This is a genomic window from Pseudomonas sp. W5-01, from assembly GCF_046540435.1.
In the GTDB taxonomy this organism is placed as follows: Bacteria; Pseudomonadota; Gammaproteobacteria; order Pseudomonadales; family Pseudomonadaceae; genus Aquipseudomonas; species Aquipseudomonas graminis_B.
In genome coordinates this window covers 86006-108431 of record NZ_JAXCIP010000008.1, presented here as the reverse complement: position 1 = coordinate 108431, position 22426 = coordinate 86006, and the positions used below count along the sequence as shown (strand labels likewise).

The 22426-nt window shown below is 61.5% G+C and carries 19 protein-coding genes; 14 read left to right on the top strand and 5 right to left on the bottom strand.

Annotated features, from left to right (window positions below):
- Positions 1 to 2 precede the first annotated feature (2 nt).
- Together SLW75_RS22745 and SLW75_RS22740 are read left to right on the top strand one after the other, a co-directional pair.
- Positions 3 to 353, top strand: coding sequence for a hypothetical protein (locus SLW75_RS22745; protein ID WP_410935509.1), 351 nt, complete (start codon positions 3 to 5; stop codon positions 351 to 353).
- A gap of 395 nt (positions 354 to 748) precedes the next feature.
- Positions 749 to 1390 (top strand): hypothetical protein, encoded by a 642-nt coding sequence (locus SLW75_RS22740; RefSeq protein ID WP_410935508.1) that lies wholly within the window; start codon positions 749 to 751, stop codon positions 1388 to 1390.
- Between the two features lie 140 nt (positions 1391 to 1530).
- Here SLW75_RS22740 and SLW75_RS22735 read toward each other — a convergent pair whose 3' ends face one another.
- Entirely contained in the window at positions 1531 to 2529 is a 999-nt protein-coding gene (locus SLW75_RS22735; RefSeq protein WP_065989682.1) for a bile acid:sodium symporter family protein, read from the bottom strand.
- A 220-nt stretch (positions 2530 to 2749) separates the two neighbouring features.
- Positions 2750 to 2980 (bottom strand): hypothetical protein, encoded by a 231-nt coding sequence (locus SLW75_RS22730; protein WP_410935507.1) that lies wholly within the window; start codon positions 2978 to 2980, stop codon positions 2750 to 2752.
- Between the two features lie 471 nt (positions 2981 to 3451).
- Here SLW75_RS22730 and SLW75_RS22725 point away from each other — a divergent pair, with 471 nt between their 5' ends.
- The 8 genes from SLW75_RS22725 to SLW75_RS22690 all read left to right on the top strand — a co-directional run bounded on the left by SLW75_RS22725 (position 3452) and on the right by SLW75_RS22690 (position 12294).
- Complete coding sequence (locus SLW75_RS22725; RefSeq protein ID WP_410935506.1) at positions 3452 to 4867, top strand: serralysin family metalloprotease; 1416 nt, start codon at positions 3452 to 3454, stop codon at positions 4865 to 4867.
- 112 nt (positions 4868 to 4979) lie between these two features.
- The gene (locus SLW75_RS22720; protein WP_083233121.1) at positions 4980 to 5309 is read left to right on the top strand and encodes an AprI/Inh family metalloprotease inhibitor; all 330 of its coding nucleotides are present in this window, start codon (positions 4980 to 4982) and stop codon (positions 5307 to 5309) included.
- Between the two features lie 23 nt (positions 5310 to 5332).
- The gene (locus SLW75_RS22715) at positions 5333 to 7111 is read left to right on the top strand and encodes a type I secretion system permease/ATPase (protein ID WP_410935505.1); all 1779 of its coding nucleotides are present in this window, start codon (positions 5333 to 5335) and stop codon (positions 7109 to 7111) included.
- Positions 7104 to 8408, top strand: a complete 1305-nt coding sequence (locus SLW75_RS22710; RefSeq protein ID WP_410935504.1) for an HlyD family type I secretion periplasmic adaptor subunit — start codon at positions 7104 to 7106, stop codon at positions 8406 to 8408. Before SLW75_RS22715 ends, SLW75_RS22710 begins: the two co-directional genes overlap by 8 nt.
- A gap of 13 nt (positions 8409 to 8421) precedes the next feature.
- Positions 8422 to 9768 (top strand): TolC family outer membrane protein, encoded by a 1347-nt coding sequence (locus SLW75_RS22705; RefSeq protein ID WP_410935503.1) that lies wholly within the window; start codon positions 8422 to 8424, stop codon positions 9766 to 9768.
- A gap of 197 nt (positions 9769 to 9965) precedes the next feature.
- Positions 9966 to 10394, top strand: a complete 429-nt coding sequence (locus SLW75_RS22700; RefSeq protein ID WP_369319409.1) for a DUF2231 domain-containing protein — start codon at positions 9966 to 9968, stop codon at positions 10392 to 10394.
- Positions 10391 to 11683, top strand: coding sequence for a PQQ-dependent sugar dehydrogenase (locus SLW75_RS22695; protein ID WP_410935502.1), 1293 nt, complete (start codon positions 10391 to 10393; stop codon positions 11681 to 11683). The genes SLW75_RS22700 and SLW75_RS22695 overlap by 4 nt, the downstream gene beginning before the upstream one ends.
- Positions 11684 to 11829: 146 nt before the next feature.
- On the top strand, positions 11830 to 12294 hold the full coding sequence (locus SLW75_RS22690; protein WP_410935501.1) for a GNAT family N-acetyltransferase: 465 nt from the start codon (positions 11830 to 11832) through the stop codon (positions 12292 to 12294).
- Between the two features lie 55 nt (positions 12295 to 12349).
- Here SLW75_RS22690 and SLW75_RS22685 read toward each other — a convergent pair whose 3' ends face one another.
- The 3 genes from SLW75_RS22685 to SLW75_RS22675 form a co-directional block, all read right to left on the bottom strand.
- Positions 12350 to 13213: a lytic transglycosylase domain-containing protein gene (locus SLW75_RS22685; protein ID WP_065989680.1), complete on the bottom strand. Its 864-nt coding sequence runs from the start codon at positions 13211 to 13213 to the stop codon at positions 12350 to 12352.
- Positions 13214 to 13384: 171 nt separating this feature from the next.
- Positions 13385 to 15763 carry a type III effector HrpK domain-containing protein gene (locus SLW75_RS22680; protein WP_410935500.1) on the bottom strand — a complete coding sequence of 793 codons (2379 nt, stop codon included), beginning with the start codon at positions 15761 to 15763 and terminating at the stop codon, positions 13385 to 13387.
- 257 nt (positions 15764 to 16020) lie between these two features.
- Positions 16021 to 16572, bottom strand: a complete 552-nt coding sequence (locus tag SLW75_RS22675) for an RNA polymerase sigma factor (protein ID WP_065989250.1) — start codon at positions 16570 to 16572, stop codon at positions 16021 to 16023.
- A 270-nt stretch (positions 16573 to 16842) separates the two neighbouring features.
- Here SLW75_RS22675 and sctW point away from each other — a divergent pair, with 270 nt between their 5' ends.
- The 4 genes from sctW to SLW75_RS22655 are packed head-to-tail and all read left to right on the top strand — an operon-like array spanning position 16843 to position 22426.
- Entirely contained in the window at positions 16843 to 17946 is a 1104-nt protein-coding gene (sctW, locus tag SLW75_RS22670) for a type III secretion system gatekeeper subunit SctW (protein WP_366927161.1), read from the top strand.
- On the top strand, positions 17946 to 20081 hold the full coding sequence (gene sctV / locus SLW75_RS22665; RefSeq protein WP_410935499.1) for a type III secretion system export apparatus subunit SctV: 2136 nt from the start codon (positions 17946 to 17948) through the stop codon (positions 20079 to 20081). The genes sctW and sctV overlap by 1 nt, the downstream gene beginning before the upstream one ends.
- A gap of 18 nt (positions 20082 to 20099) precedes the next feature.
- Entirely contained in the window at positions 20100 to 21080 is a 981-nt protein-coding gene (gene sctD, locus SLW75_RS22660) for a type III secretion system inner membrane ring subunit SctD (RefSeq protein ID WP_410935498.1), read from the top strand.
- A complete protein-coding gene (locus tag SLW75_RS22655; protein WP_410935497.1) occupies positions 21077 to 22426 on the top strand; it encodes a FliI/YscN family ATPase in 1350 nt (449 codons plus the stop codon). Before sctD ends, SLW75_RS22655 begins: the two co-directional genes overlap by 4 nt.

The window sequence follows — 22426 nt, the reverse complement described above, 5'->3', positions numbered from 1 at the left end:
ATATGTTCAACAGCTACCTAGATAACGCGCAATCCTACGTTGGACTGGAACGACATTTATATGAGTTATTTTATTCGGAGGGGCAGGCGCACGGACTGGACGCCGGCAAATTTAAAGTGCCGTACTGCAATACGAAATTTTCGGATGGGACGCCGTGTCAAGACGGCAATCCAATATTCTCTGCAAGAAATGAAAGCAATGGTCAAATTCTAAGAATAGTGCTTGATGAGGATATCGATACGTTGGTGTCGTATCATGACAAAGAAATGAACTGTGAACTCGTCCTAGTAGGAAAAGTGGCCTTACTGGATGAAATCAAAAAACAAATGTGTAAATGGATTAGGTCTCAATAGTCAAACTTGCATGTAGGCGCCGCAATCACGAAACGGAACTGATCTGGAGAGTTAAAGGGAACGCCCCTTTGACTCCCAGAGAAATTTCGTAAGTGGATATAGCTGGTCGTGGGCGATAGTGCATGGGAGCTTGTATGCTTGATAGCGAACCATCAAGCCGATGTCGATATGTCCGGAGATCGCATAATTAGTAAAAGGGGACGGACCCCTTTAGCTCTACGACTGACATCACTCGGATTGACCCGCCAGAGCAGGACGTGCCACACAGTCAGTGGCATGCCCACTGCAAATGCGGGTCGGGCTACAACCTTTGGGTTAAAGGGGACGGACTCCTTTAATACTTAAAGCGAGTCCCCACTTTGACTCACGACCAGTAGATAACACCGGAATGCAATATGAACGTATTGGCATCATCATTTTTTGAGATTTTCATCCAGTTTTTAACGGGTGCAACACTAAGACACCCTGAGGTATTTGGACTCGAAAATTTTTCACCAAACGAACTTATTTCTCAAGACTTCGAGCTAGCAGGCAAAGTCGATGACTATCACTTTTTTGAGAAGCTTTACAATGTAAGTCACCACAATAGAAGTGTAGGTGTGGTGTTGAAGCCCTATTTTTTTCAGGACCAGCAGGTAGCTAGCGGCTTCAGAGTTTTAAAAGGAGTGAGGCTCACATCACTATTAAAAGAATATATCAGATATGGTCAACACCACCCTGAAGTTGCCAAACGCATGACATTCTATTTTTTTCATGACAATAAAGACGGCGCTATAATTTTTGATGATTCGCTGGCAGTGCGATTCAGCCATAGAAACCGGAGGGATGGGTATCAGGTCGTGACGCTGGAACGTGACTACGATGAAATAGGGGCATTAAAAAAAATCGCGACTGACGCTATAAAACTCACTATGGATTTTCACGAGCTTGAATTGACATCCTCCTCTCTGAGGAGACGGTACCGGGGGGCAGCTTATCAGCAGGTCATCAAGGCGCTGATAGTTAACGGCAAAAAACCTTCTAGTCGGATTTTGTAGGGCCTTCCCTTCCGATGCTTAAATCGTTAATACGGGCAAGTATGATTAGATCCGTTTTGGGCGTACCCCCCCCGCTCCAAATGCAAAAAGCCCCGAATCATCGGGGCTTTTCCATCACGCCAGTGAGTTGATCCCCAGAATCAAGGATCAACCTGCGCCATCAACTCCACCACCGGCTCCGTCCGCTTCGCATACCGCTGAGCCACGACCGCGCACACCATCAGCTGAATCTGGTGAAACAGCATCAGCGGCAAGATCAGCAACCCAATCGTGCTTCCCGCAAACAGCACCTGGGCCATCGGCACGCCGGTGGCCAGGCTTTTCTTCGAGCCGCAGAACAGGATGGTGATGCGGTCTTCCTGATTGAAGCCGAACAGCTTGGACAGCAGGGTCGCAGCCACGAGCACCAGTGTCAGCAGCAGGCAGCACACTCCTACCAGCCCGGCCAGGTCCCAGATCGGTGTTTTCTGCCAGATGCCTTCGTTGACCGCTTCACTGAACGCGCCGTAGACCACCAGCAGGATCGAGCCTTGATCGACGAATTTCAGCCAGTTCTTGTTGCGTCCGACCCAGGCGCCAATCCAGCGCCGCATGATCTGGCCGGCAATGAACGGCAGCAGCAACTGCACGCTGATCTTGATGATCGCATCGAGGGTCGAGCCGCCTTCGCCGTGAACGTTCAGCAACAGCGTGACCAGCAGCGGCGTCAAGAATATCCCGAACAGGCTGGAGGCCGCCGCGCTGCAGATCGCCGCCGGAATATTGCCTCGCGCCAGTGAGGTGAAGGCAATCGCCGACTGTACCGTCGCGGGCAGCGCACACAGGTACAGGATGCCCATGTACAGGTCCTTGCCAATCAGGGGCGACAGCACGGGTTTGAGTGCCAGACCGAGCAAGGGAAACAGGACGAATGTCAGCCCGAATACCAGCAGATGCAGGCGCCAGTGCCCTGCCCCGGCGATGATCGATTCGCGGGACAGTTTGGCGCCGTGGAGAAAGAACAGCAGCGCAATGGCAATGTTGGTCAGCCAGCCGAAGCCAACGGCCACTTGCCCGGTGGCCGGCAGGAAGCTGGCGATGATCACCACGGTGATCAACATGAGGGTAAAGTTGTCGGGGAGAAAGCGGGGGCGGGTCATCTGCGTCATCCGAAGGTGCCAGGAACATGCCCGTCACTTTAGCGCGCAATGCACGTGCCGACTAACGCCAATAAGTCGATCAATAGCGCCTAACGGACACCTCGGCCGATCTGGACCTACCGAGTACCTATTCCCGGCTAAAGCCGGTCCCACCAGACGCAGGGGGAGCCGCTTGCCAGACATTGCGTCGACAAGCGGATCAGCGATAACCCGGGTTATGTCAGGACAGTCCGCCCTGAATCACGCGCATCACGGTCACCCGACGCTGGCCCGGGTTGTCGGCGATGAGGCGGGACAATGCGGCTTGCCACTTCAATATGTCTTTCTCTTTCGAGAGCATCATCAGTTGTTCCCAGCCCATCGGCCCACGGGGGCCAGCCTGTGCAGCGGATATCTCGGGACTGTCTTCGCGTTTCAGGAGGTTTGCTGCAATTTCCGAGAGAGTACTCATGGCCGGCTCCTGGGCGTGCGCGTCGTGGCGCATGCCGATTCAAAACGAAAGGTGATGTCAGGAGTGCCTTCGCGCCAATTTTCGGTGATCAAGGCCGCCTGTAACAGGGCTGTAGCAAAGTTCAGACCAACAGAGGCCTGGCCGCCCCTCACTCATTTTCCCCTTCAAAACTGTCAGGGAAAGACCGGTTCAACCACCCCCAATGTGCCATCACCAACAAAGCGGTCTCGCTGAGCTTGCAACCCTCCTACCCCGCCTCATGTGTAACGCCAGCGTGTCACTTGATGGCAAATGTTTGTCGAATTTGTTACATATTTGAGAAATCTTGATACATTTTTAACTAAATCGCTGGACGATCGTCCCAACCCTGTGCCAATTTTTCCTCGCTTCATGCACCAAGCGAGTGATTGGATGACCTCGCACCTGAGGTCATTCGGTCGTTTTTTTTCACGCAGACAAGGATATGTCTGAATGTCGAAACTTAAACTCAATGCCCTCGGCGTCACGCCGCAGGGTCCAAGCTCTGCCTACAACCAGATCAACACGTTCAGCCACCAATACGATCGAGGCGGAAACCCGATCAACGGAAAACCGTCGTACACGGTGGACAAGGCAGCCGACTACATCTTGCGCGACCATGCCGCATGGGCAGACTCGAACAAGAGCGGCACCATCGAGTTGACCTACACCTTCCTGACCAGCCGACCCGCCGATTTCGATCGCACCCTGGGCACGTTCAGCGCCTTTTCGGCGCTGCAACAATCCCAGGCCAAGCTGTCGATGCAGTCCTGGGCCGATGTCGCGAAAGTCACCTTCACCCAAGCCAATTCCGGCGGTGACGGGCACATGACGTTCGGCAACTACAGCGGTGACAACGGCGGCGCGGCGTTTGCCTACCTCCCTGATAGCGGCTCGTATGCAGGTCAGTCCTGGTACATGATCAACAACAGCTATCAGGTCAACGCCAACCCTGGCACCAGCAACTACGGGCGCCAGACCCTGACCCACGAAATCGGCCATACCCTGGGCCTGTCGCACCCCGGCGATTACAACGCCGGCAACGGCAACCCGACCTATGCCGATGCCACCTATGCCCAGGACACTCGCGGCTACAGCGTGATGAGCTACTGGAGCGAAACCAACACCGGGCAGAACGCCAAAGGGGCTTACGCCTCGGCACCCTTGCTCGACGATATTGCCGCCGTACAAAAGCTGTACGGTGCCAATCTCGCGACACGTGCCGCAGACACCACCTACGGCTTCAACTCCACAGCAGATCGTGACTACTACTCGGCGACGTCCTCGTCGTCCAAGCTGGTGTTCGCGGTATGGGATGGCGGTGGCAAGGACACTCTGGACTTCTCCGGCTACACCAGCAGCCAGAAAATCAACCTCAACGAGGCTTCGTTTTCGGATGTCGGCGGCCTGGTGGGCAACGTGTCCATTGCCAAAGGTGTGGTCATCGAGAACGCCATCGGCGGCTCGGGCAATGACCTGATCATTGGCAACAGCGCAGCCAACGAACTCCGTGGCGGTGCCGGCAACGACATCATCTTCGTTGGCGGCGGTGCCGATAAACTGTGGGGTGGTACGGGCGCGGATACGTTTGTATTCGCGGCCAGCAGTGACTCACGCCCGTCGGCGCCGGATCAGCTCATGGACTTTGTCAGCGGTCAGGACAAAATCGATCTGTCGGCCATGCCGGAGTTTGCGACAAGCCACATCCCGCTGACGTTCGTCAGTGCGTTCAGCGGTACGGCAGGTCAGGCGATGCTGTCCCAGATCAGCACTGGCAGCACCTTGTCGATCGACCTCACGGGCGACCGTGCGGCCGATTTCATGGTGAACACCGTAGGCCAGGCCGCCACGACTGACATCGTGGTTTAAGCCTGAGGGGGCGGCGTGCGAGCGCCGTCCCTATACCCGGAGCAGATCAATGAATTGGAAGACCGCGGCGTGTCTGTTCACGACGCTTTTCACCTTAAGCGGAGCACCCCTCATGGCCAGCAGCCTACGTCTCGCGAGCCCCGCCGAACTGGCCGGTCCCTGGCAGTTTTACCCCAAGGACGATGCGCAGAAACCCTGCACGTTGATTCTGCAGGAACAGGACGGGCGGCTCGCCGGAGATCTGGCCTGCGCCGGTCACTGGCTGGGCGGCACAGCGGCAACCTGGTACCCGACGCCTGATGGCATCGCGCTGGTCGACGACCACGACGAACTCCTGGTGCACATGGGTCGCCAGCGAGAAGGGTTGTACATGGCCCAACTGCCCGATGGCCGCACCCTTTTACTGCAACGCGAACCCGCCAGCGCCACCCCACGCTCCTGACTCTTTTTCAAGGATGAACCCCCATGACCCAAGGCCGGCCAAGCCCCCTGCCGCGCGCGCCCATGTGGGCCACGCTCAAGGCCTATAAAGGCATCCTGCTCAGCATCGGCGCCTTCACCGCGCTGATCAACGTGTTAATGCTGGTGCCCTCGGTCTACATGCTGCAGGTTTACGACCGGGTGCTGTCATCGCAAAACGAAACCACACTGGCGATGCTGACCGTGATGGTGGTCGCCTTTTTCATGTTCATCGGGCTCATGGAAGCCATACGCAGCTTTGTGGTGATCCGTACCGGCAGCGATATGGAGCGGCGCCTGAACCTGCAGGTGTACCAGGCGGCTTTCGAACGCAACCTCAGCCAGGGCGAAGGCAATGCCGCACAGGCGCTGGGCGATTTGACCCTGGTCCGGCAGTTCGCAACCGGCCCGGCATTGTTCGCCTTCTTCGATGCGCCGTGGTTCCCCATCTACCTGGCGGTGATCTTTCTGTTCAACCCCTGGCTGGGCGTGTTTGCCACGGTGGGTGCGCTGGTACTGATCGCCCTCGCCTGGCTGAATGAAACGCTGACCCGCAAGCCGCTGGCCCAGGCCGGGCACTTTTCCGTGGCATCGAGCCAGTTGTCCGGCAGCCACCTGAACAATGCCGAAGCGATCCAGGCCATGGGCATGCTGGTGCCGTTGCGCCAGCGCTGGTTCGCCTTGCACAGCCGTTTTCTGGAGCGGCAAAACCGCGCGAGCGACATCGGCGCGCTGATCGGTTCGTTCAGCAAATGCCTGCGTTTGTGCCTGCAATCGCTGGTGCTGGGGCTGGGTGCACTGCTGGTCATCGAAGGCCAGATGAGCGGCGGCATGATGATCGCCGGCTCCATCCTGATGGGTCGTGCGCTGGCCCCAATTGATCAGCTCATCGCGGTCTGGAAACAGTGGAGTTCCGCGCGGCTGGCCTGGCAGCGGCTCGATGCCCTGCTGATCGCCCATCCCGAGCGTACAGCGCCCATGCCCCTGCCCGCTCCCACCGGGCACATCAGTGTCGAGCAAATCAGTGCAGCCCCACCGGGGCGGACCACCGTGACGCTGCAGCAACTGAGTTTCACCGTGAATGCCGGAGAAACCCTGGGTGTGCTGGGTGCATCCGGCTCCGGCAAATCAACCTTGGCCCGGGTGTTGATCGGGGTCTGGCAACCCCTGGCCGGGGTGGTGCGTCTGGACGGTGCAGAGCTGCACCGATGGGACCGCAACGCGCTGGGCGCCCATGTCGGTTATCTGCCCCAGGACATCGAACTGTTCAGCGGCAGCATCGCCGACAACATCGCACGCTTTACCGACGCCGATCCGCACCAGGTGGTGACCGCCGCACGACTGGCAGGGGTGCACGAAATGATCCTGCGTCTGCCCCAAGGCTATGACACGCAATTGGGCGACGGCGGCTCCGGGTTGTCCGGCGGTCAGAAGCAGCGCGTGGCGCTGGCCCGTGCGCTGTACGGCGAGCCGAAACTGGTGGTGCTCGACGAGCCCAACTCCAACCTCGACAGCAACGGCGAGGCCGCACTGGCCGCTGCCATCGCGCAGCTCAAGGCCCGCGGTTGCACGGTGATTCTGATTACCCATGGCTCAGCCGTACTGAATCAGGCAGACCGCCTGCTGGTGCTCAACGACGGACGTCTGCAATTGTTCGGTCCCGCGGGTGATGTCTTGAGGGCGCTCTCCGGTGCCCCGCCTGCGCCTGAACGGCCGCACGGGATGCAAGGGGTCAGTACCAGTCGCCAGCTCGGCGCGCAGCAAGGAGGTCAGCGCCATGAATGAACACGTCCTCAAACCCGAACGCAGCGCACAGTTTTTCGTCAGCGCAGGCTGGTGGCTGGCCCTGCTCGGTGCCGGGAGCTTTTTCCTCTGGGCTGCACTTGCCCCGCTCGACCAAGGCATTGCAGTGCCTGGCACCGTGGTGGTCTCGGGCAAGCGCAAAGCCGTGCAATCGGTGGACAGCGGCGTGGTCAGTCGCATCCTGGTGCGCGAGGGCCAATTGGTGCATCAGGGCCAACCGCTGTTCCAGCTTGACCACACCCAGGTGCAGGCCGACGTGCAATCGTTGCGCGCCCAGTACGAACTGGCCCAGGCCAGCATCGCCAGGCTCCAGGCCGAACGCGACGGCAGTGTGCAGGTGCGCTTTCCCGAGGCCCTCTTACAGCAAGCGTCTGCACAGCTGCTCGGTGTGCTGGAAGGCCAGCGGCAGTTGTTCAGCAGCCGGCACCAGGCGTTTCAGCGATCCCAGGCAGGCATCCATGCAACCATCGAAGGTGGCATTGCCCAACTCGCCGGGATGCGCCAGGCGCGCAATGACCTTCAGGCCCAGGCCGAGTCGTTGCGCCAGCAGCTGGAGAACCTACGGCCGCTGGCCGAGCGCGGCTACATCGCCCGCAACCGCTTGATGGACTACGACCGGCAACTGTCCCAGGTGCAACGGGATCTGGCACAGAACACCGGCGACACAGGGCGGGTCGCTCAGCAGATCGAGCAATCGCGGCTGAGCCTGCAGCAAGGTGTCGAGGAGTACCAAAAGGAGGTGCGCGGGCAACTGGCCGATGCCGAGCTGAAAAGCATCACGCTGAGCCAGCAACTGGCCTCGGCACAATTCAGTCTGACCCACAGTGAAATTAACGCCCCGGCCGATGGCATCGCTGTGAACCTCTCGGTGCACACCGAAGGCGCGGTGGTGCATGCCGGTGAATCGCTGTTGGAAATCGTGCCCCAGGGCGAGGGCCTTGAGATCGAAGGCCACCTCCCGGTGAACATGGTCGACAAGGTGGCCGAACAGCTGCCGGTGGATGTGCTCTTCACCGCGTTCAATCAGAGTCGTACGCCCCGGGTGAACGCCACGGTGAGCCTGATTTCCGCCGACCAGTTACTCGACGAGCGCAGTGGCCAGCCCTATTACATCGTGCGCAGCACCGTCACCGACCAGGCGCTGGCCACACTCAAGGGCTTGGTGATCAAACCCGGCATGCCGGCACAGATGTTCGTCCGCACGGGCGAGCGCTCTCTTCTCAATTACCTGTTCAAGCCTTTGATGGATCGCGCAGGCATGGCACTGACCGAGGAATAGGATGTTTCGGTACATGAAAATCTGGCTGGCAGCGCTGCTGTGGATCAGCGCCAACATGCAGGCCCAGGCAATGGGTTTGTTTGACGTTTATGAGCAGGCCTTGCGTAACGACCCGGTCTTTCTCGGCGCCATGAAGGAGCGTGACGCGGGGCTGGAGAATCGGAATATCGGCCGTGCCGGGCTGTTGCCTCAAGTGGCCTGGAATTACAACAAGGGACGCAACGACTCCAGGGCCACGTACAAAAGCGACGATCGCCCCAGCTCCCGCGAGGACCGTCACTACAACAGTTTCGGTTCAACCCTGAGCGTGCAGCAGCCGATCATCGACTACGAGGCCTACGCCAACTATCGCAAGGGTGTGGCACAGGCGTTGTTTGCCGACCAGGCCTTTCGAGGCAAGAGTCAGGAGTTGCTGGTGCGGGTGTTGTCCGCTTACAGCCAGGCGCTGTTCAGTCGCGACCAGATCGAGATTGCCGAGGCAAAGAAGAAAGCGTTCGAGCGGCAGTTCGAGCAAAACCGACAGATGTTCGATCAAGGCGAAGGCACCCGAACCGACATCCTGGAAGCCGAATCCCGTTACGAACTGGCCAGTGCCGAGGAAATCGAAGCGCAGAATGAGCAAGACGCTGCGTTGCGTGAGCTGGGGGCCTTGATCGGCGTGGCCGAGGTGCGCATCGACGAACTGGCGCCCCTGCGGACGCCGTTCAACTTCCTGGCCCTGACGCCCACCACGTACGAGGCGTGGAATGCCATCGCCTTGAGTGAGAACGCCGACCTCGCCTCCCAGCGCCAGCTGCTGGAAGTCGCGCACCAGGAGGTGAAACGCAACGTCGCCGGGCATCTGCCCAAGCTCAACGCCTACGCCACGGTGCGCAGCATGGAATCCGACAGCGGCAACACCTACAACCAGCGTTACGACACCAACACCATTGGCCTTGAAATCAGCCTGCCGCTGTACGCCGGGGGTGGCGTCAGCGCCTCCAGCCGCCAGGCCAGTCGTAGCCTGGAGCAAGCGGAGTATGACCTTGAGGGCAAAACCCGTGAGACGCTGATCCAGTTGCGCCGCCAGTTCAACGCTTGTGCTACGGGCGTACGGAAGATTCGCGCTTACGACAAGGCGTTGGCGTCGGCGGAGGCATTGGTGGTCTCCACGCAATACAGCATCAAGGGCGGCGAGCGGGTCAACCTGGACGAACTGAATGCGCAACAACAGCTTTACAGCACCCGTCAGGACCTGGCGAAGACTCGATATGAGTACTTGATGGCCTGGATCAAGCTGCATTACTACGCCGGCACCTTGACCGCCGAGCAGCTGGCGCGGGTCGATGAGGCGTTTGGCGCGGGACGGCCGTATCGCTAAGCATCAGTGGCCGTACGGGTAACGTCCGGTTCACCTCAGCTGGCCACCAGAACGGCAGTTGTAACTGCATATGCATGACGCCTAAATGCGGTGAACTATGTTCCTTGGGAGTTGATCCCAAACCATGCGCACCCTGCGCGGCCCTGATGGGTCAGTTCATCTGCACAGCATAAGCGTCAGTAAAATAGGGAGCCGTCGTGAACACTACCGCCCATCTTGACTACCGAAGCCCGCCAGGCCCGCTACACGCGATCTTGCTTGCCGGCACCGTCCCGCTGTTTCTCGGCGCATTGCTGAGCGACATCACCTACTTTCAGACCTACCAGATTCAATGGAGCAACTTCGCCTCCTGGCTTATCGCCGGGGGGCTCGTGTTCTGCGGACTCGCCGTGCTGTTCGCGCTGGTCAATCTGATCCGGGCCGATCGCAAAGCCGGGCGCCCTGTGGTGTACCTCGTGTTGTTGGTGGTGACCTGGGCACTGGGACTCGTCAACGCCTTCGAACACGCCAAGGATGCCTTCGCCACCATGCCGTCGGGCCTCATTCTCTCCGCACTGACCACGCTGTTGATTGGCGTGACGGCGTGGCTGGGACTCACCAGCATCCGTTCGGGAGAAGGACAATGAGCCACTCGATCAAACTGACCGCGATCAGCATGGCGCTGCTGTTAAGCGGCTGCGGTGACGGAGGGGATGCCACCCAGGCCCTGGGGCCTGATCCAAAAATGCCGGCCCCCCAGCGCGGCCTTCTGCCCAACATGAAGATTGCCGAACCGGTCTTGTGGGGCGATCAAAAGCCGACAGTCCCTGATGGTTACAGCGTGACGGCCATCGCCGCCGACCTGCGGATTCCTCGCCAGACCCTCGTGCTGCCCAACGGCGATATTCTCGTCGCTGAAGGCCGTGGCGGAAGCGCCGCGAAGCTCAAACCCAAGGACGTGATCGCGGGGTACATCAAGGCCCAAGGCAACACCAAGGTCAAAGGCGGCAACCGTCTGACCTTGCTGCGCGATGCTGACGGTGACGGCGTCTACGAGACGAAGACGGTGTTCGCGGAGAACCTTAACGCGCCCTACGGCCTGGCGTTTGCGAACGGCAAACTGTACGTGGCCAGCCAGGACGAACTGGTGCGTTTCGATTATGCAGAGGGTCAGACCAAGGCCAGCGGCCCGCCGATCAAGGTCACCGACCTTCCCGCTGAAATCAACCACCACTGGACCAAGTCACTGGCCGTCAGCGATGACGGGCGCACCTTGTACGTCGGCATCGGTTCGAACAGCAATGTCACCGAGCGCGGCATGGAGGTCGAACTTGACCGGGCGCGGGTCTGGCAGGTCGATGCCGAGACCGGGGCTCATAAGGCGTATGCGACCGGCATCCGTAACCCGACGGCCTTAACCATCCAGCCGAAAACCGGGCAGTTATGGGCAGTCGTCAATGAGCGCGATGAACTGGGCCCAGATCTGGTACCGGATTACCTGACCTCGGTTCGCGAGGGCGGGTTTTATGGGTGGCCCTACAGCTATTGGGGTCAGAACGTCGACACGCGGGCCCAGCCGCAGAACCCGAAAATGGTCGCTGCCGCCATCAAACCCGACTACAGCCTCGGGTCCCACGCCGCTGCGCTGGGCGTGGATTTTTCCATCCCGGCGATGGGCGACAAGTACGCCGAAGGGGTGTTCATCGGCGAACACGGCAGTTGGAACCGGGAGAATCCGGTGGGCTACAAAGTTGTGTTCGTACCCTTCAGCAATGGCCGTCCGAACGGTGCGCCGATTGACTTCGCGACCGGCTTTCGGGGTGCCGACGGCAAAACCCGCGGCCGGCCAGTCGGCGTCACCGTGGACCCTCGCGGTGCACTGATCATCGCCGACGACCTGGCGAACACCGTGTGGCGGGTCACTCGCAATCGATGAGGACCGATTCCGGGCAGGGCAATCCTGCCTGGAATGCACAAAAGGCCGTTACCGCACCAATGGCGCAGGTTGATTCATGGGACGTAACAGGGCGAATATTCGTCGTAACCCATTGATCTGACATCTGGCCAACGGAGTGCAGGCTTTTGAACTCACCCACCGTCTCCCTTGAATCACCGGACCAGCCGGAAATCATCGCGCTCATTGAAGCGCTGGACGCCTACCAAATACCGCTCTATCCGGCGGAAAGTCACCATGGCATCGACATAAACGCGCTGGCTTCGGCTAATACCGGCTTCGCCGTCGCACGTTCAAGTGATGGACAAGCCGTGGCGTGCGGAGCGCTGGTGGTGCACCCGACCTACGCCGAGCTGAAGCGGATGTTCACCCAACCGGCCTCACGCGGGCAGGGTCTGGCCGGCAGAATTCTGGCTGTTCTGGAAGAAGAGGCTCGGAGACGAGGCTGCATGCGAGTCATGCTTGAGACCGGGTACCTGCAACACGAAGCCCTCTCGTTTTACGAGCGCAACGGGTATCAGCGTCGGGGTCCCTTTGGTGATTACCAGGATGATCCCAACAGCGTGTTCATGGAAAAACTCCTCCCCCTGTAAGAGGGGCAAGAGGGGCGCGATTGCTCGCCCGCCCCCAGTGGATCGAAGACCTGCATCAGGCCGGCAATTGCCCCTGGCCGCTTTCAATGATTTTTGCGAAGTTCATGACGTTCTCCACGTACTTCGGATCGCCTATGCCGCCGGCGTCCGCGAGGTTGCCCTTGTTGACCTTGTCCGGGCCCGAGTTGTAGGCACGCAGTGCCGAATCCCAGTCACCGAACTCCTTCTTCTGGTCGCGCATGTACAGCGCGCCGGCCATGATGTTGTCGTGGGCGTTGTTGACGTCGGCGTTGCCGAGCTCTTTGGGGTTGTCTCGCTTGAGGGCGGCGAAGGTGTCGGCGTTGACCTGCATCACGCCGGCATCGGTCTTGCCGTTGACGTTGGTGGTGTCCTGGCCCAACTGACCCCGTGACTCGGCCCAGATCTGCCCGGCCAGAATGCTCGGCGGCACGCCGGTGGCGCTGGAGGCCTCCATGATGTCCTTGCGGTAGTCTTCAAGCTGGGGCGGCAAGTGCAAATCCCCCGAGCCGCTGAGGGAGGTGTCGCTCGACACCGCGCCAGTGCTGGCGGCGGGTGAAGCGGCGGCTTGAGCAGCACCCGTGCCGGCACCTGCGCCTTCTGCACCACCGCCCGCCCCTTGCGCAGCGCCGCCCCCGCCGCCAGCCCCCTCGGTCGCGCCACCACCGCCTCCCCCGCCGCCGCCAGTCACCGCATTGTTCTGCGCAGCGGGATTACCGGTTTGATTGGGGTTGTTCTGCATCAGCATTTGCATCAACTGCAGGAGCAACGCCATGAGCTGCTGAGCAATGCCATTCTGATCCGCACCGCTGGCGAGGGGGTTGGCGGCGTCGGTTTTCGTGTCCTGGTTTCCAGGCGATCCGAAGTTAACCTGGGACTGCCCGGCATGGGCAAACAGAATCGAGCTGGCGTCGAGGGCCTGACCGGCGCCGCCGCCACCGCCCAGCGAATTGCTCTGGCCAGGCTTGCCGCTCAGGGACGAAAAATCCGCGTGGGCGGCGGGATTGCTCAATGGCTGATTCTGGGAAATACCGATACTCATGATCACTTACCTCTTTCGGGTCAGGAAACATCAATGGGCTTTGGGGATGCCGAACTGATCGAGGACCGGGTCGACGTTGTGATCGAAGGCCTTCTGGGCTTTGTGCTTCTTGACGGCTTCGATGATGGCGGAGATGCCGAAACCCAGGGCCATGGCCGCGTCGGCGATCCAGCCGACCACCGGAATGGATGCGCCAATGGCCGCACCGGCCGCCAGGCCCGCTGCTTCACCCACGACCATGCCGGCAACGCGTCCGCCGACTTTCGCCGCCACCTCGCCCAGCCCCGCACGTCCGGCGGACTTGGCCACGGCGTCATAACCGGTCTTGGCGGCCGAAAGGCCTGACTTGGTACTGTCGTAAATCGTCTTGGCGGCATCGGTCTTGTCGCCGCGGGCGAGCATGTCCGAGACCGAGGTAAAGCCTGCTACCGAGCGCAGCGCTGAAGGCCCCATGTTTGAGGCCACTTGAGCCGCCATCGACGGCGCATGGTCTTTGTCGCCCTTGGCGTTTTCCAGCACCTTGCGACCACTCTTGGTGTCTTCCAGATGGTGGAAGGTCGAATCCACATAGCGCGATTGCTGGCTCTGCACGAAGGTGCCCGGCAGTACGCTGTCGTAGGCGGCCTTCTGCGCGTCGGCGGTCTGCAGCGCCTCTTCGCCATCGGCTTTCTTCTGATCGAGCAACTGCCTGACGGCGCCGCCTTCACTGAAGTTGCGCACGTACGAATCCTGAATCTTGCCCTGCAGATCAGGCCGCTGGCCGAGTACCTGCTGCTCGGTCGGCACGTTCGCGTCGTCGCCGAGCAGGTCTTTCTGCATCTGCAACTGCGCCGACAACCCACCCAGGGCGCTGCTGTAATCGGCGTTCGGCTTGTCTTTTTTGGTGGCCTTGTCGGCCGTGCTCAGGTCCGCTTGCAGGGCCTCGCCACTGTTGACCCTCTGCATCTGCCGGGTGACGGCTTCCTGCAACGACGGCGTACTGTCGACCAGCGCCCGCGACTGCTGCGGTATCTGTTTGTCGAGAAATGCCTGCACGTCGGGATCGGCCTGTAATTGGCCGATCTTTTCGTTCAGCGCATCTTCGGTCTTGCCGGTCTTGCGCAGGTCCTGGCCGGCGACGACGCTCTGCTGGGTCTGTTGCAACTTGACCATGACTGCGGCTTTCTGCTCGCCGCTGTAGGCCGACGGGTTGTCGAAAACGTCCTTGCCCAGTTTGGAGATATCGACGTTGGCCACTGAGTTGAGCGTGGCCGCATCGCTGAGCACGCTGGCAAATTCGCCGCCGTTGGTGGGGGCCTGCTTCTTGATCCAGTCGCTGATGTTCTTGGCATTGAACAACTTATCCGGGCTGTGAGCCGCCAGCGAGCGACCGCTCAGGCCACCCTGATCGATCTGGGTGAGAAAGCCGGGCTGCGACCAGGTTTTCGCTGCCTGCTTCAAGGGCCCGCCCAGGCCGGGGTTGTCGTTCTGAATCGCCTTGAGACCGTCGGCGCTGGTCAGGCCGTCGACCTTGGTTTTGCCGTCGGCGCCCAGCGCATGCTTGGGGTCGGCGGCTTTGGTCAGGGGTTCGTTGGCCCGCATCATCGCCGCGCTGCGGACCATTTCCAGGGATTGAGGGTCGGCGTCCGGATGGTCTTTCTGGTAGTTGGAGATGTCCTTGTCCGCGCTGTCGGCGGCTTTCTGCATGTTCTTGGCAAAGGCCTTGAGGTCGCCGTCGGTGATCTTGCCGTCCGCTTTGCCGCCGTGCTTGCCGGTATCGACCGCCGTTTTCAGCGACGGGTTGGCGTTGATGAAGTCCATGGCCTTGGCCGCGTCCGGGCCTTTTTCCGCGGCCATGCGTGCAGCAGCGATGGGCCGGTTCAGCTCTTTGGCGGCCTGATCGCGTTGATCCGCCGGCAGGTTGGCGACCATTGGCGCCCAACGCTCAAGCTCCTTGGGCGACGAGTATTTCGAGTCATCGAGAAACGCTGCTTCGGTGGATTTCGGCTCTTCGGCGGGTTTCGCCGCCTCGACGGGGGCTGCGGGGGCTGGGGCGTTGACTTGAGCCACGGGCTGGGGGTTGCCAGTGGCAACGGCACCGCCGGTGGGCGCGTTCTGCGCGGGTGCGTCGGGCGACGAGGTGGCGGACTCGGGCGACGATTGCGCCTGGCCCTTGAAGAGCTGAGTGAGCTGGTTCAGCAATGAAAGCAGCTGCTGTTCAGTGCTTTGAGCCTTGCCTGACGGGCTACCGCCGGCAAATGCACCGTTCGCCGGGGACGGCTGGGTCGAGGCGCCGAAGCGCACATTCGGATCGACCCCGCCCTTCAGCAACAGCGCCGATTTGGGGTCGGTCAGCGGCGATCCCAGGGCGGCATCGGCGCCGGCGGGTTGAGGGGCAACGCCGTTGTAGGGTGTGCTTGAGATACGCATGAAGTCGTCATCCGGGCATGAGGGATAGCGACTGTGTGGCTGACGCGCCGCGTCGGTTCCGATAAATGTTGCAGTTTGTTTCCCAACCACCGAGTGGGCAGCCAGTCTCACTGGATACGCGCAATGCTTTGCGTAGGACCGGCTTCAGCCGGGAAGAGGCCTGTGTGAACACCATCAACCCTGCGGCGTGGCGCCCGACGCCTTCCCGGCTGAAGCCGGTCCCACAAAGTCCGCGTTCCGTCAGTCCCACTCGGCACTCAGCCAAACGGGTCCATCTGCCGCTTGAGTTGTTCCCTCGCCCGGGACAGGCGTGAGCGAACGGTGCCGATCGGCACGCCGAGGGACGAAGCGGTTTCCTGATAATTGCCGTCCATTTCCAGCGACACCTCAATCACCCGCTGCATGTTCGACGGCAGCGTGCCGATCGCCCTGACGGCCTGCATCAACTGACGATGGCCGTCGACCTGATGGCCGATGTCGCCATGGCTATCGGGTTCGGAATGGGTGTGGTCTTCCCAGCTTTCCTGGTACGGCTGGCGATACATTTTGCGGAAGTGGTTGCGGATCAGGTTGAGCGCGATACCACACAGCCAGGTCTGGGGTTTGCTCGCGTGTTGAAACTTGTGTTCGCTGCGCAGCGCTTCCAGAAAGGTGCTCTGCAGAATGTCGTCGACATCTTCCGGGTTCATGACTCGCTTCTGAATGAAGCCGCGAATCATCTTGATCTGATCACTGGTCAGGTGACGTATCCCTTGGGCGGGACGGCGCACTGGGGAGTCAATGTCGAGAATCGCAAGGTTGGAAAACATCAGGGCTCTTCCTTGTTTTGAGTGTATTAGCCCTATAGCGATATGCGTGCCACCCCTAAAAAACCCATAACCTATTGAATTTAAATAAATAAATAAATCTTCAGGCACGGCACTGTGCAAATCTTTGCGCGAACACGCTGTTTCTCGGACGAGATTTGGCACAGATCGGTCTGCTCCCACATCTGCGCACAAATAGATGGAACCGTTTGCCGCCGCGCTCCACTCAGGACCCATGACCAGGCCCCGAACCGAGCCATCCAGAGCCGACTTATGAAGATCGCCGCCCCCGTTGCCCCACAGGCATTGCAACCCCCTGCGATCACGCCGGCAAAAACGCAGGCGCCCGCGCCGCTGCATGTCAATCCGCCGAACGTCAACGGCACCTCGCCGCAACAGGTCGCGCGCTTCGCGTCGGCGCTGGTTCAGCAGAGCCGCAGCCTCAGCCAGCGGGAGCTGCTCGCCAGCGGGAACGCCCTGCAATCGCGGGCGGTGAAACTGGGCGAGCTGTATCAGCTGTTGATGGGCAGTCAGGACAAAGGCCTCGACGATGCCGCGCGTAACCTGCGCAAGCAGCTGCAAAAGCAGAACGCGTCGAGCCTCGCGCAGATTCTGAGTTACACAGACGGCGACCCGGCCAAGGCCCATGTGATGCTGCAAGCAGCGAGAAAGCAGGCCCAGGCCGACGGCGAAATGGGCGAACACGTGGTGCTGAGTCAGCAGCTCAAGCAACTGCGCCGTCAATACGGCAAACGCACCCGCGCGGGCATCAACAGCGCCAAGGCGTTTTCCCGGCCGACCTCGGAAAAGCGCCGCGGTGCCCTGCGCAACCTCTACAGCGTGGCGGTGGCCGGGCAGCAGAACATCACCGGGCTGATCGACGCGCTGATCAACGAGCAGGAAGAACCCGGCGAATTCGAGCTGAACCTGCGGGACATGCGCAGCGCCCTCGCCGACGATCTTTCATCGCTCACGCCGTCTACGTCGCCGCAGCAACTGCGCACCTTGATGCACGGCCTGAACACTGCCCGGCACGTCACCACCCTGCTGCGCAGTTGCGAGCATCTGCTGGGCCGCATGCGCAACAAGAACCCCGCGCTGCAAGTGGATGCAGCGGCTTTTCTCAAACACCTGCTGGCGCTGTCGGGCAAGGGCATGAACCTGGGTGAAACCCTGCAACTGACGCAACACATCGGCGGCAAGCAGCTCAAGCATCAACTGGCGTTTCTCAACGGGCTGCGGCCCATGCTGCAACAGCTGCCGATTCTGCTCTGGCGCGACCTGAAAAGCCGCCAGAACGCCTTGGGCAACCTGCTCATTCTCATGGCCGAACTGACTCGGCAGGAACAGAACCAGCTCCAGGGGGGCCTCGCCTGATGGATCGTGTCATTAACCTGCTCAATTCGATCGCGCACGCCGCCATGCGCCGCTCGGAAATCGTCGGTGCGTTCGTGGTCATCGCCATCGTGTTCATGATGATCACGCCGCTGCCCACCGGACTGGTGGACGTGCTGATCGCCATCAACATCTGCATCTCGTGCCTGTTGATCATGCTGGCGATGCACCTGCCGCGCCCGTTGGCGTTCTCGACGTTTCCGGCGGTGCTGCTGCTGACGACGATGTTTCGGCTGGCGCTGTCGATCTCCACCACGCGCCTGATCCTGCTCAACCAGGACGCCGGGCACATCGTCGAAGCGTTCGGCCAGTTCGTGGTCGGCGGCAATCTGGCGGTGGGCCTGGTGATCTTCCTGATCCTCACCGTGGTCAACTTTCTGGTGATCACCAAGGGCTCGGAGCGGGTGGCGGAAGTCGGCGCGCGGTTCACCCTCGACGCGATGCCCGGCAAGCAGATGTCCATCGACAGTGACCTGCGCGCCAACCTGATCAGCGTCCACGAAGCGCGCAAACGCCGCGCCGAACTGGGCAAGGAAAGCCAGCTGTTCGGCGCCATGGACGGGGCCATGAAGTTCGTCAACGGCGATGCCATCGCCAGCCTGATCATCGTCGCGATCAACATGATCGGCGGCATCGCCATCGGCGTGGTGCAGCACAACATGACCGCCGGCGACGCCTTGCAGGTCTACACCGTGCTGACCATCGGCGACGGCCTGATCGCGCAGATCCCGGCGCTGCTGATTTCGGTCACCTGCGGCATGATCATCACCCGCGTGCCCAGCGGCGAAAACGGCGTCGAAGCCAACATCGGCCGAGAGATCGCCGAGCAGATCACCAGCCAGCCGAAGGCGTGGATCATCGCGGCGGTGGCCATGCTGGGATTCGCCGCACTACCGGGCATGCCGACGGCGGTGTTCGTGGTCATCTCGATCATCTGCGGGGTCGGCGGCCTGCTCCAGCTGCACCGCGCCAAGCCCAAGGCCGAGCAGGCCCAGGCCGTGGCCGTCGCGCCGGAAATGAACGGCCGCGAAGACCTGCGCACCTTCTCTCCCAGCCGCCAGTTCGTGCTGCATTTTCACCCCAGCCAGAACCCGGCGCAGATCGAAGCGCTGGTCAGCGAAATCCGTCAGCGACGCAACCGGCTGGTGGTGCAATACGGCCTGACCCTGCCCTCCTTCATCATCGAAACCAGCGAGCTGCTGCCGCCGGACGAGTTTCGTTTTTCGGTTTACGAAGTGCCGCTGCTCCGCGCCACGCTCAGCCAGACCCACGTCGCGGTGGACGCGCGCTCGGTAGTAGGCTTGTCGGAGTCGGCCTCGCTGGAATCGGCCGTGCACGGCAGCGTTGAGCGCGAAGAAGCTCAGTGGTTGTGGCTGCCGACCGATTCGCCGCAATTGCAGCATGGGGACGTCGAGCGTATCGACGCGACCACGCTGATCATTGAGCGCATGGAACGCGCGCTGCAGTCGTGCGGGCCGCAGTTCATCGGCCTGCAGGAAACCAAGGCGATCCTCGGCTGGCTGGAATCGGAGCAGCCGGAGCTTGCCCAGGAAATGCAGCGCGTGCTGCCACTGGCGCGCTTCTCGGCGGTGCTGCAACGCCTGGCCTCGGAGTGCGTGCCGCTGCGGGCGATCCGGGTGATCGCCGAAACCCTGATCGAGCACGGACAGCACGAGCGTGAAGTCACGGTGCTCGCCGACTACGTGCGCATCGCCCTGAAGTCGCAGATCTACCACCAGTACTCCGGCCCCGAGGGTTTGCTGGTCTGGGTCCTGACGCCGGAAAGCGAAGGCATTCTGCGCGACGGCCTGCGCCAGACCCAGACCGAAACCTTCTTCGCGCTGGACAACGAAACCAGCCAGCTGCTGGTGCAGCAGCTGCACATCGCCTTCCCCCTGCGCAGCGCCCAGCGCGCGGTGTTGCTGGTCGCCCAGGATTTGCGCAGCCCGCTGCGCACCCTGCTGCAGGAGGAGTTCTATCACGTGCCGGTGCTGTCGTTTGCCGAGATCAGCAACGCGGCGCAGGTCAAGGTGCTCGGGCGCTTCGACCTGGAAGACGACTTCGAGAGCGATCACGAAGACGACCCGCACGCGCTGGATAACGAGTACGCCGCTTGAGTGCCTGGAGAGCGTCACATGTTTGAATTACGCGTATTGACCGGCCTGCACCAGGGCGCCGCGCTGCCGCTGGTGGGTGAGCAATGGGGCATTGGCGCTGACGCCGATCAGGATCTGGCGCTGCACGATCCCGGCGTCGAACAGCTGCACTGCCGCCTGCAACGCCAGGGCGAAGACTGGCGGCTCGACGCGGCCGACGGCGCCGTTGCCGATGAAGAGGGCCACCTTCACGGGAGCACCCTGCTCACCCCCAACACCGCTTTTGTGCTGGGTTCGGTGTGGTTGTGCGTGTCTCCGGCGCAAGACCCCTGGCCTTCGATGCCGGCGGTAATTCCTCAAGCGCAGTCCGAACAGACGGCACAGACCGAAGCGCCGGCCAGCGCGCCGCTGGAGAAGGTCGAGTCGCGCTCGCGGTTTTTCAACCGCACCACGGGCGTGGTCATCGGCCTGTTGCTGGGCATCGCCGGCAGCGCCTGGAGCCTGAGCCGCAGCGCCGCACCCGCTTCGGAGCAACTGGCGATCAGCTCCCCGGCGCAGCAGCTCGCACAGCAGGCCAGGCCTTCGAGCGAGAAGAGCAAACCGACCGAAGCGGCCGCCAAAAAGCGCATCCGGCTGACCAGCGTCGATGACGTCAAACGCCAGCTCAACACCATGCTCAGCGAACGCCTGCTGAGCGACGTCACCCTGGAGCAGACGCCCGAGGGCCTGGCGTTGAGCGGCAATCTCAAGCCGGAATCGCAGTTGGTGTATCAGCGCATGCTGCAGCGTTTCAAGGACCGCTATGACACGCCGGTCGCGTTGATCGACAACGTCGCCGCCGGCACCAGTGGCCTGCCGTTCACCATCGTGCAGATCATGTCCGGTCCCCACGCCCACCTGGTCACGGCGGACGGTCGCCGGCTGTACGTCGGCGACGAACTGGCCGGGCTGCGCCTGACCCGCATCGATGACAACCGCATCCAGTTCGACGGCGACCGCCACTACGAGGTGAGCTGGTGAACGCGGCGCTGGATCAATGGAAATCCGCTCACCTTCAGCGCCTGAAGGGCTTTTCTGCGGTGAAAGTCAGCGGCCGTGTCAGCGCCGTCAGCGGCATCTTGCTGGAGTGCCAGATTCCCGCAGCCAAGGTCGGTGACTTGTGTGAAGTGAGCAAATCCGACAGCAGCACCATGCTCGCGGAAATCGTCGGTTTCACCCGGGACTGCACGTTGCTCAGTGCCCTCGGCACCCCGGACGGGATTCAGGTCGGCGCGCACATTCGGCCCCTGGGCATGGCCCACCGCATCGGCGTCGATGACCGTTTGCTGGGCAGCGTGCTCGACGGTTTCGGTCGCCCGCTGTTGGGGGATTCGGAAGGCGCGTTCGCCGGGCCGGGTGATCGGCGCGTGACCCTGCCGGTGATCGCCGACGCCCTGCCGCCGACCCAGCGGCCGCGGATCAGCCGGGCATTGCCCACGGGCGTGCGCGCCATCGACAGCGCGATTCTGCTCGGCGAAGGCCAGCGCGTCGGCTTGTTCGCCGGCGCCGGTTGCGGCAAGACCACCTTGATGGCCGAACTGGCGCGCAACATGGACTGCGACGTCATCGTCTTCGGCCTGATCGGCGAGCGGGGCCGTGAGCTGCGCGAGTTTCTCGACCACGAACTGGACGCCACCTTGCGCGCACGCTCGGTGCTGGTCTGCGCCACCTCCGACCGTTCCAGCATGGAGCGCGCCCGCGCGGCCTTCACCGCCACCGCCATCGCTGAAGCCTTTCGTGAGCGCGGCCTGAAGGTGTTGTTGCTGCTCGACTCCCTGACCCGGTTCGCCCGGGCCCAGCGCGAGATCGGTATTGCCGCCGGCGAACCCCTCGGGCGTGGCGGCCTGCCGCCTTCGGTCTACACCCTGCTGCCGCGCCTGGTTGAACGGGCCGGCATGAGCGAAAAAGGCTCGATCACGGCGCTCTATACCGTGCTGATCGAACAGGATTCCATGAACGACCCGGTCGCCGACGAGGTGCGTTCGCTGCTCGACGGCCACATCGTGCTGTCGCGCAAACTGGCCGAGCGCGGGCATTACCCGGCCATCGACGTGCAGGCCAGCATCAGCCGGATCATCAGCAACGTCACCGGCCGCGAGCACCAGCAGGCGAACAACCGGTTGCGTCGCTTGATGGCCGCGTACAAGCAGGTGGAAATGCTCCTGCGCCTGGGCGAATACCAGCCCGGCAGCGACCCGGTGACCGATTGCGCCGTGCGGCTGAACGAGCCGATCAACGCGTTTCTGCGCCAGGACCTGCGCGAACCGGTGCCGCTGCAAGAGACCCTGGCCGCACTGATGCAACTCACCTCGCAACTGCCGGAGTAG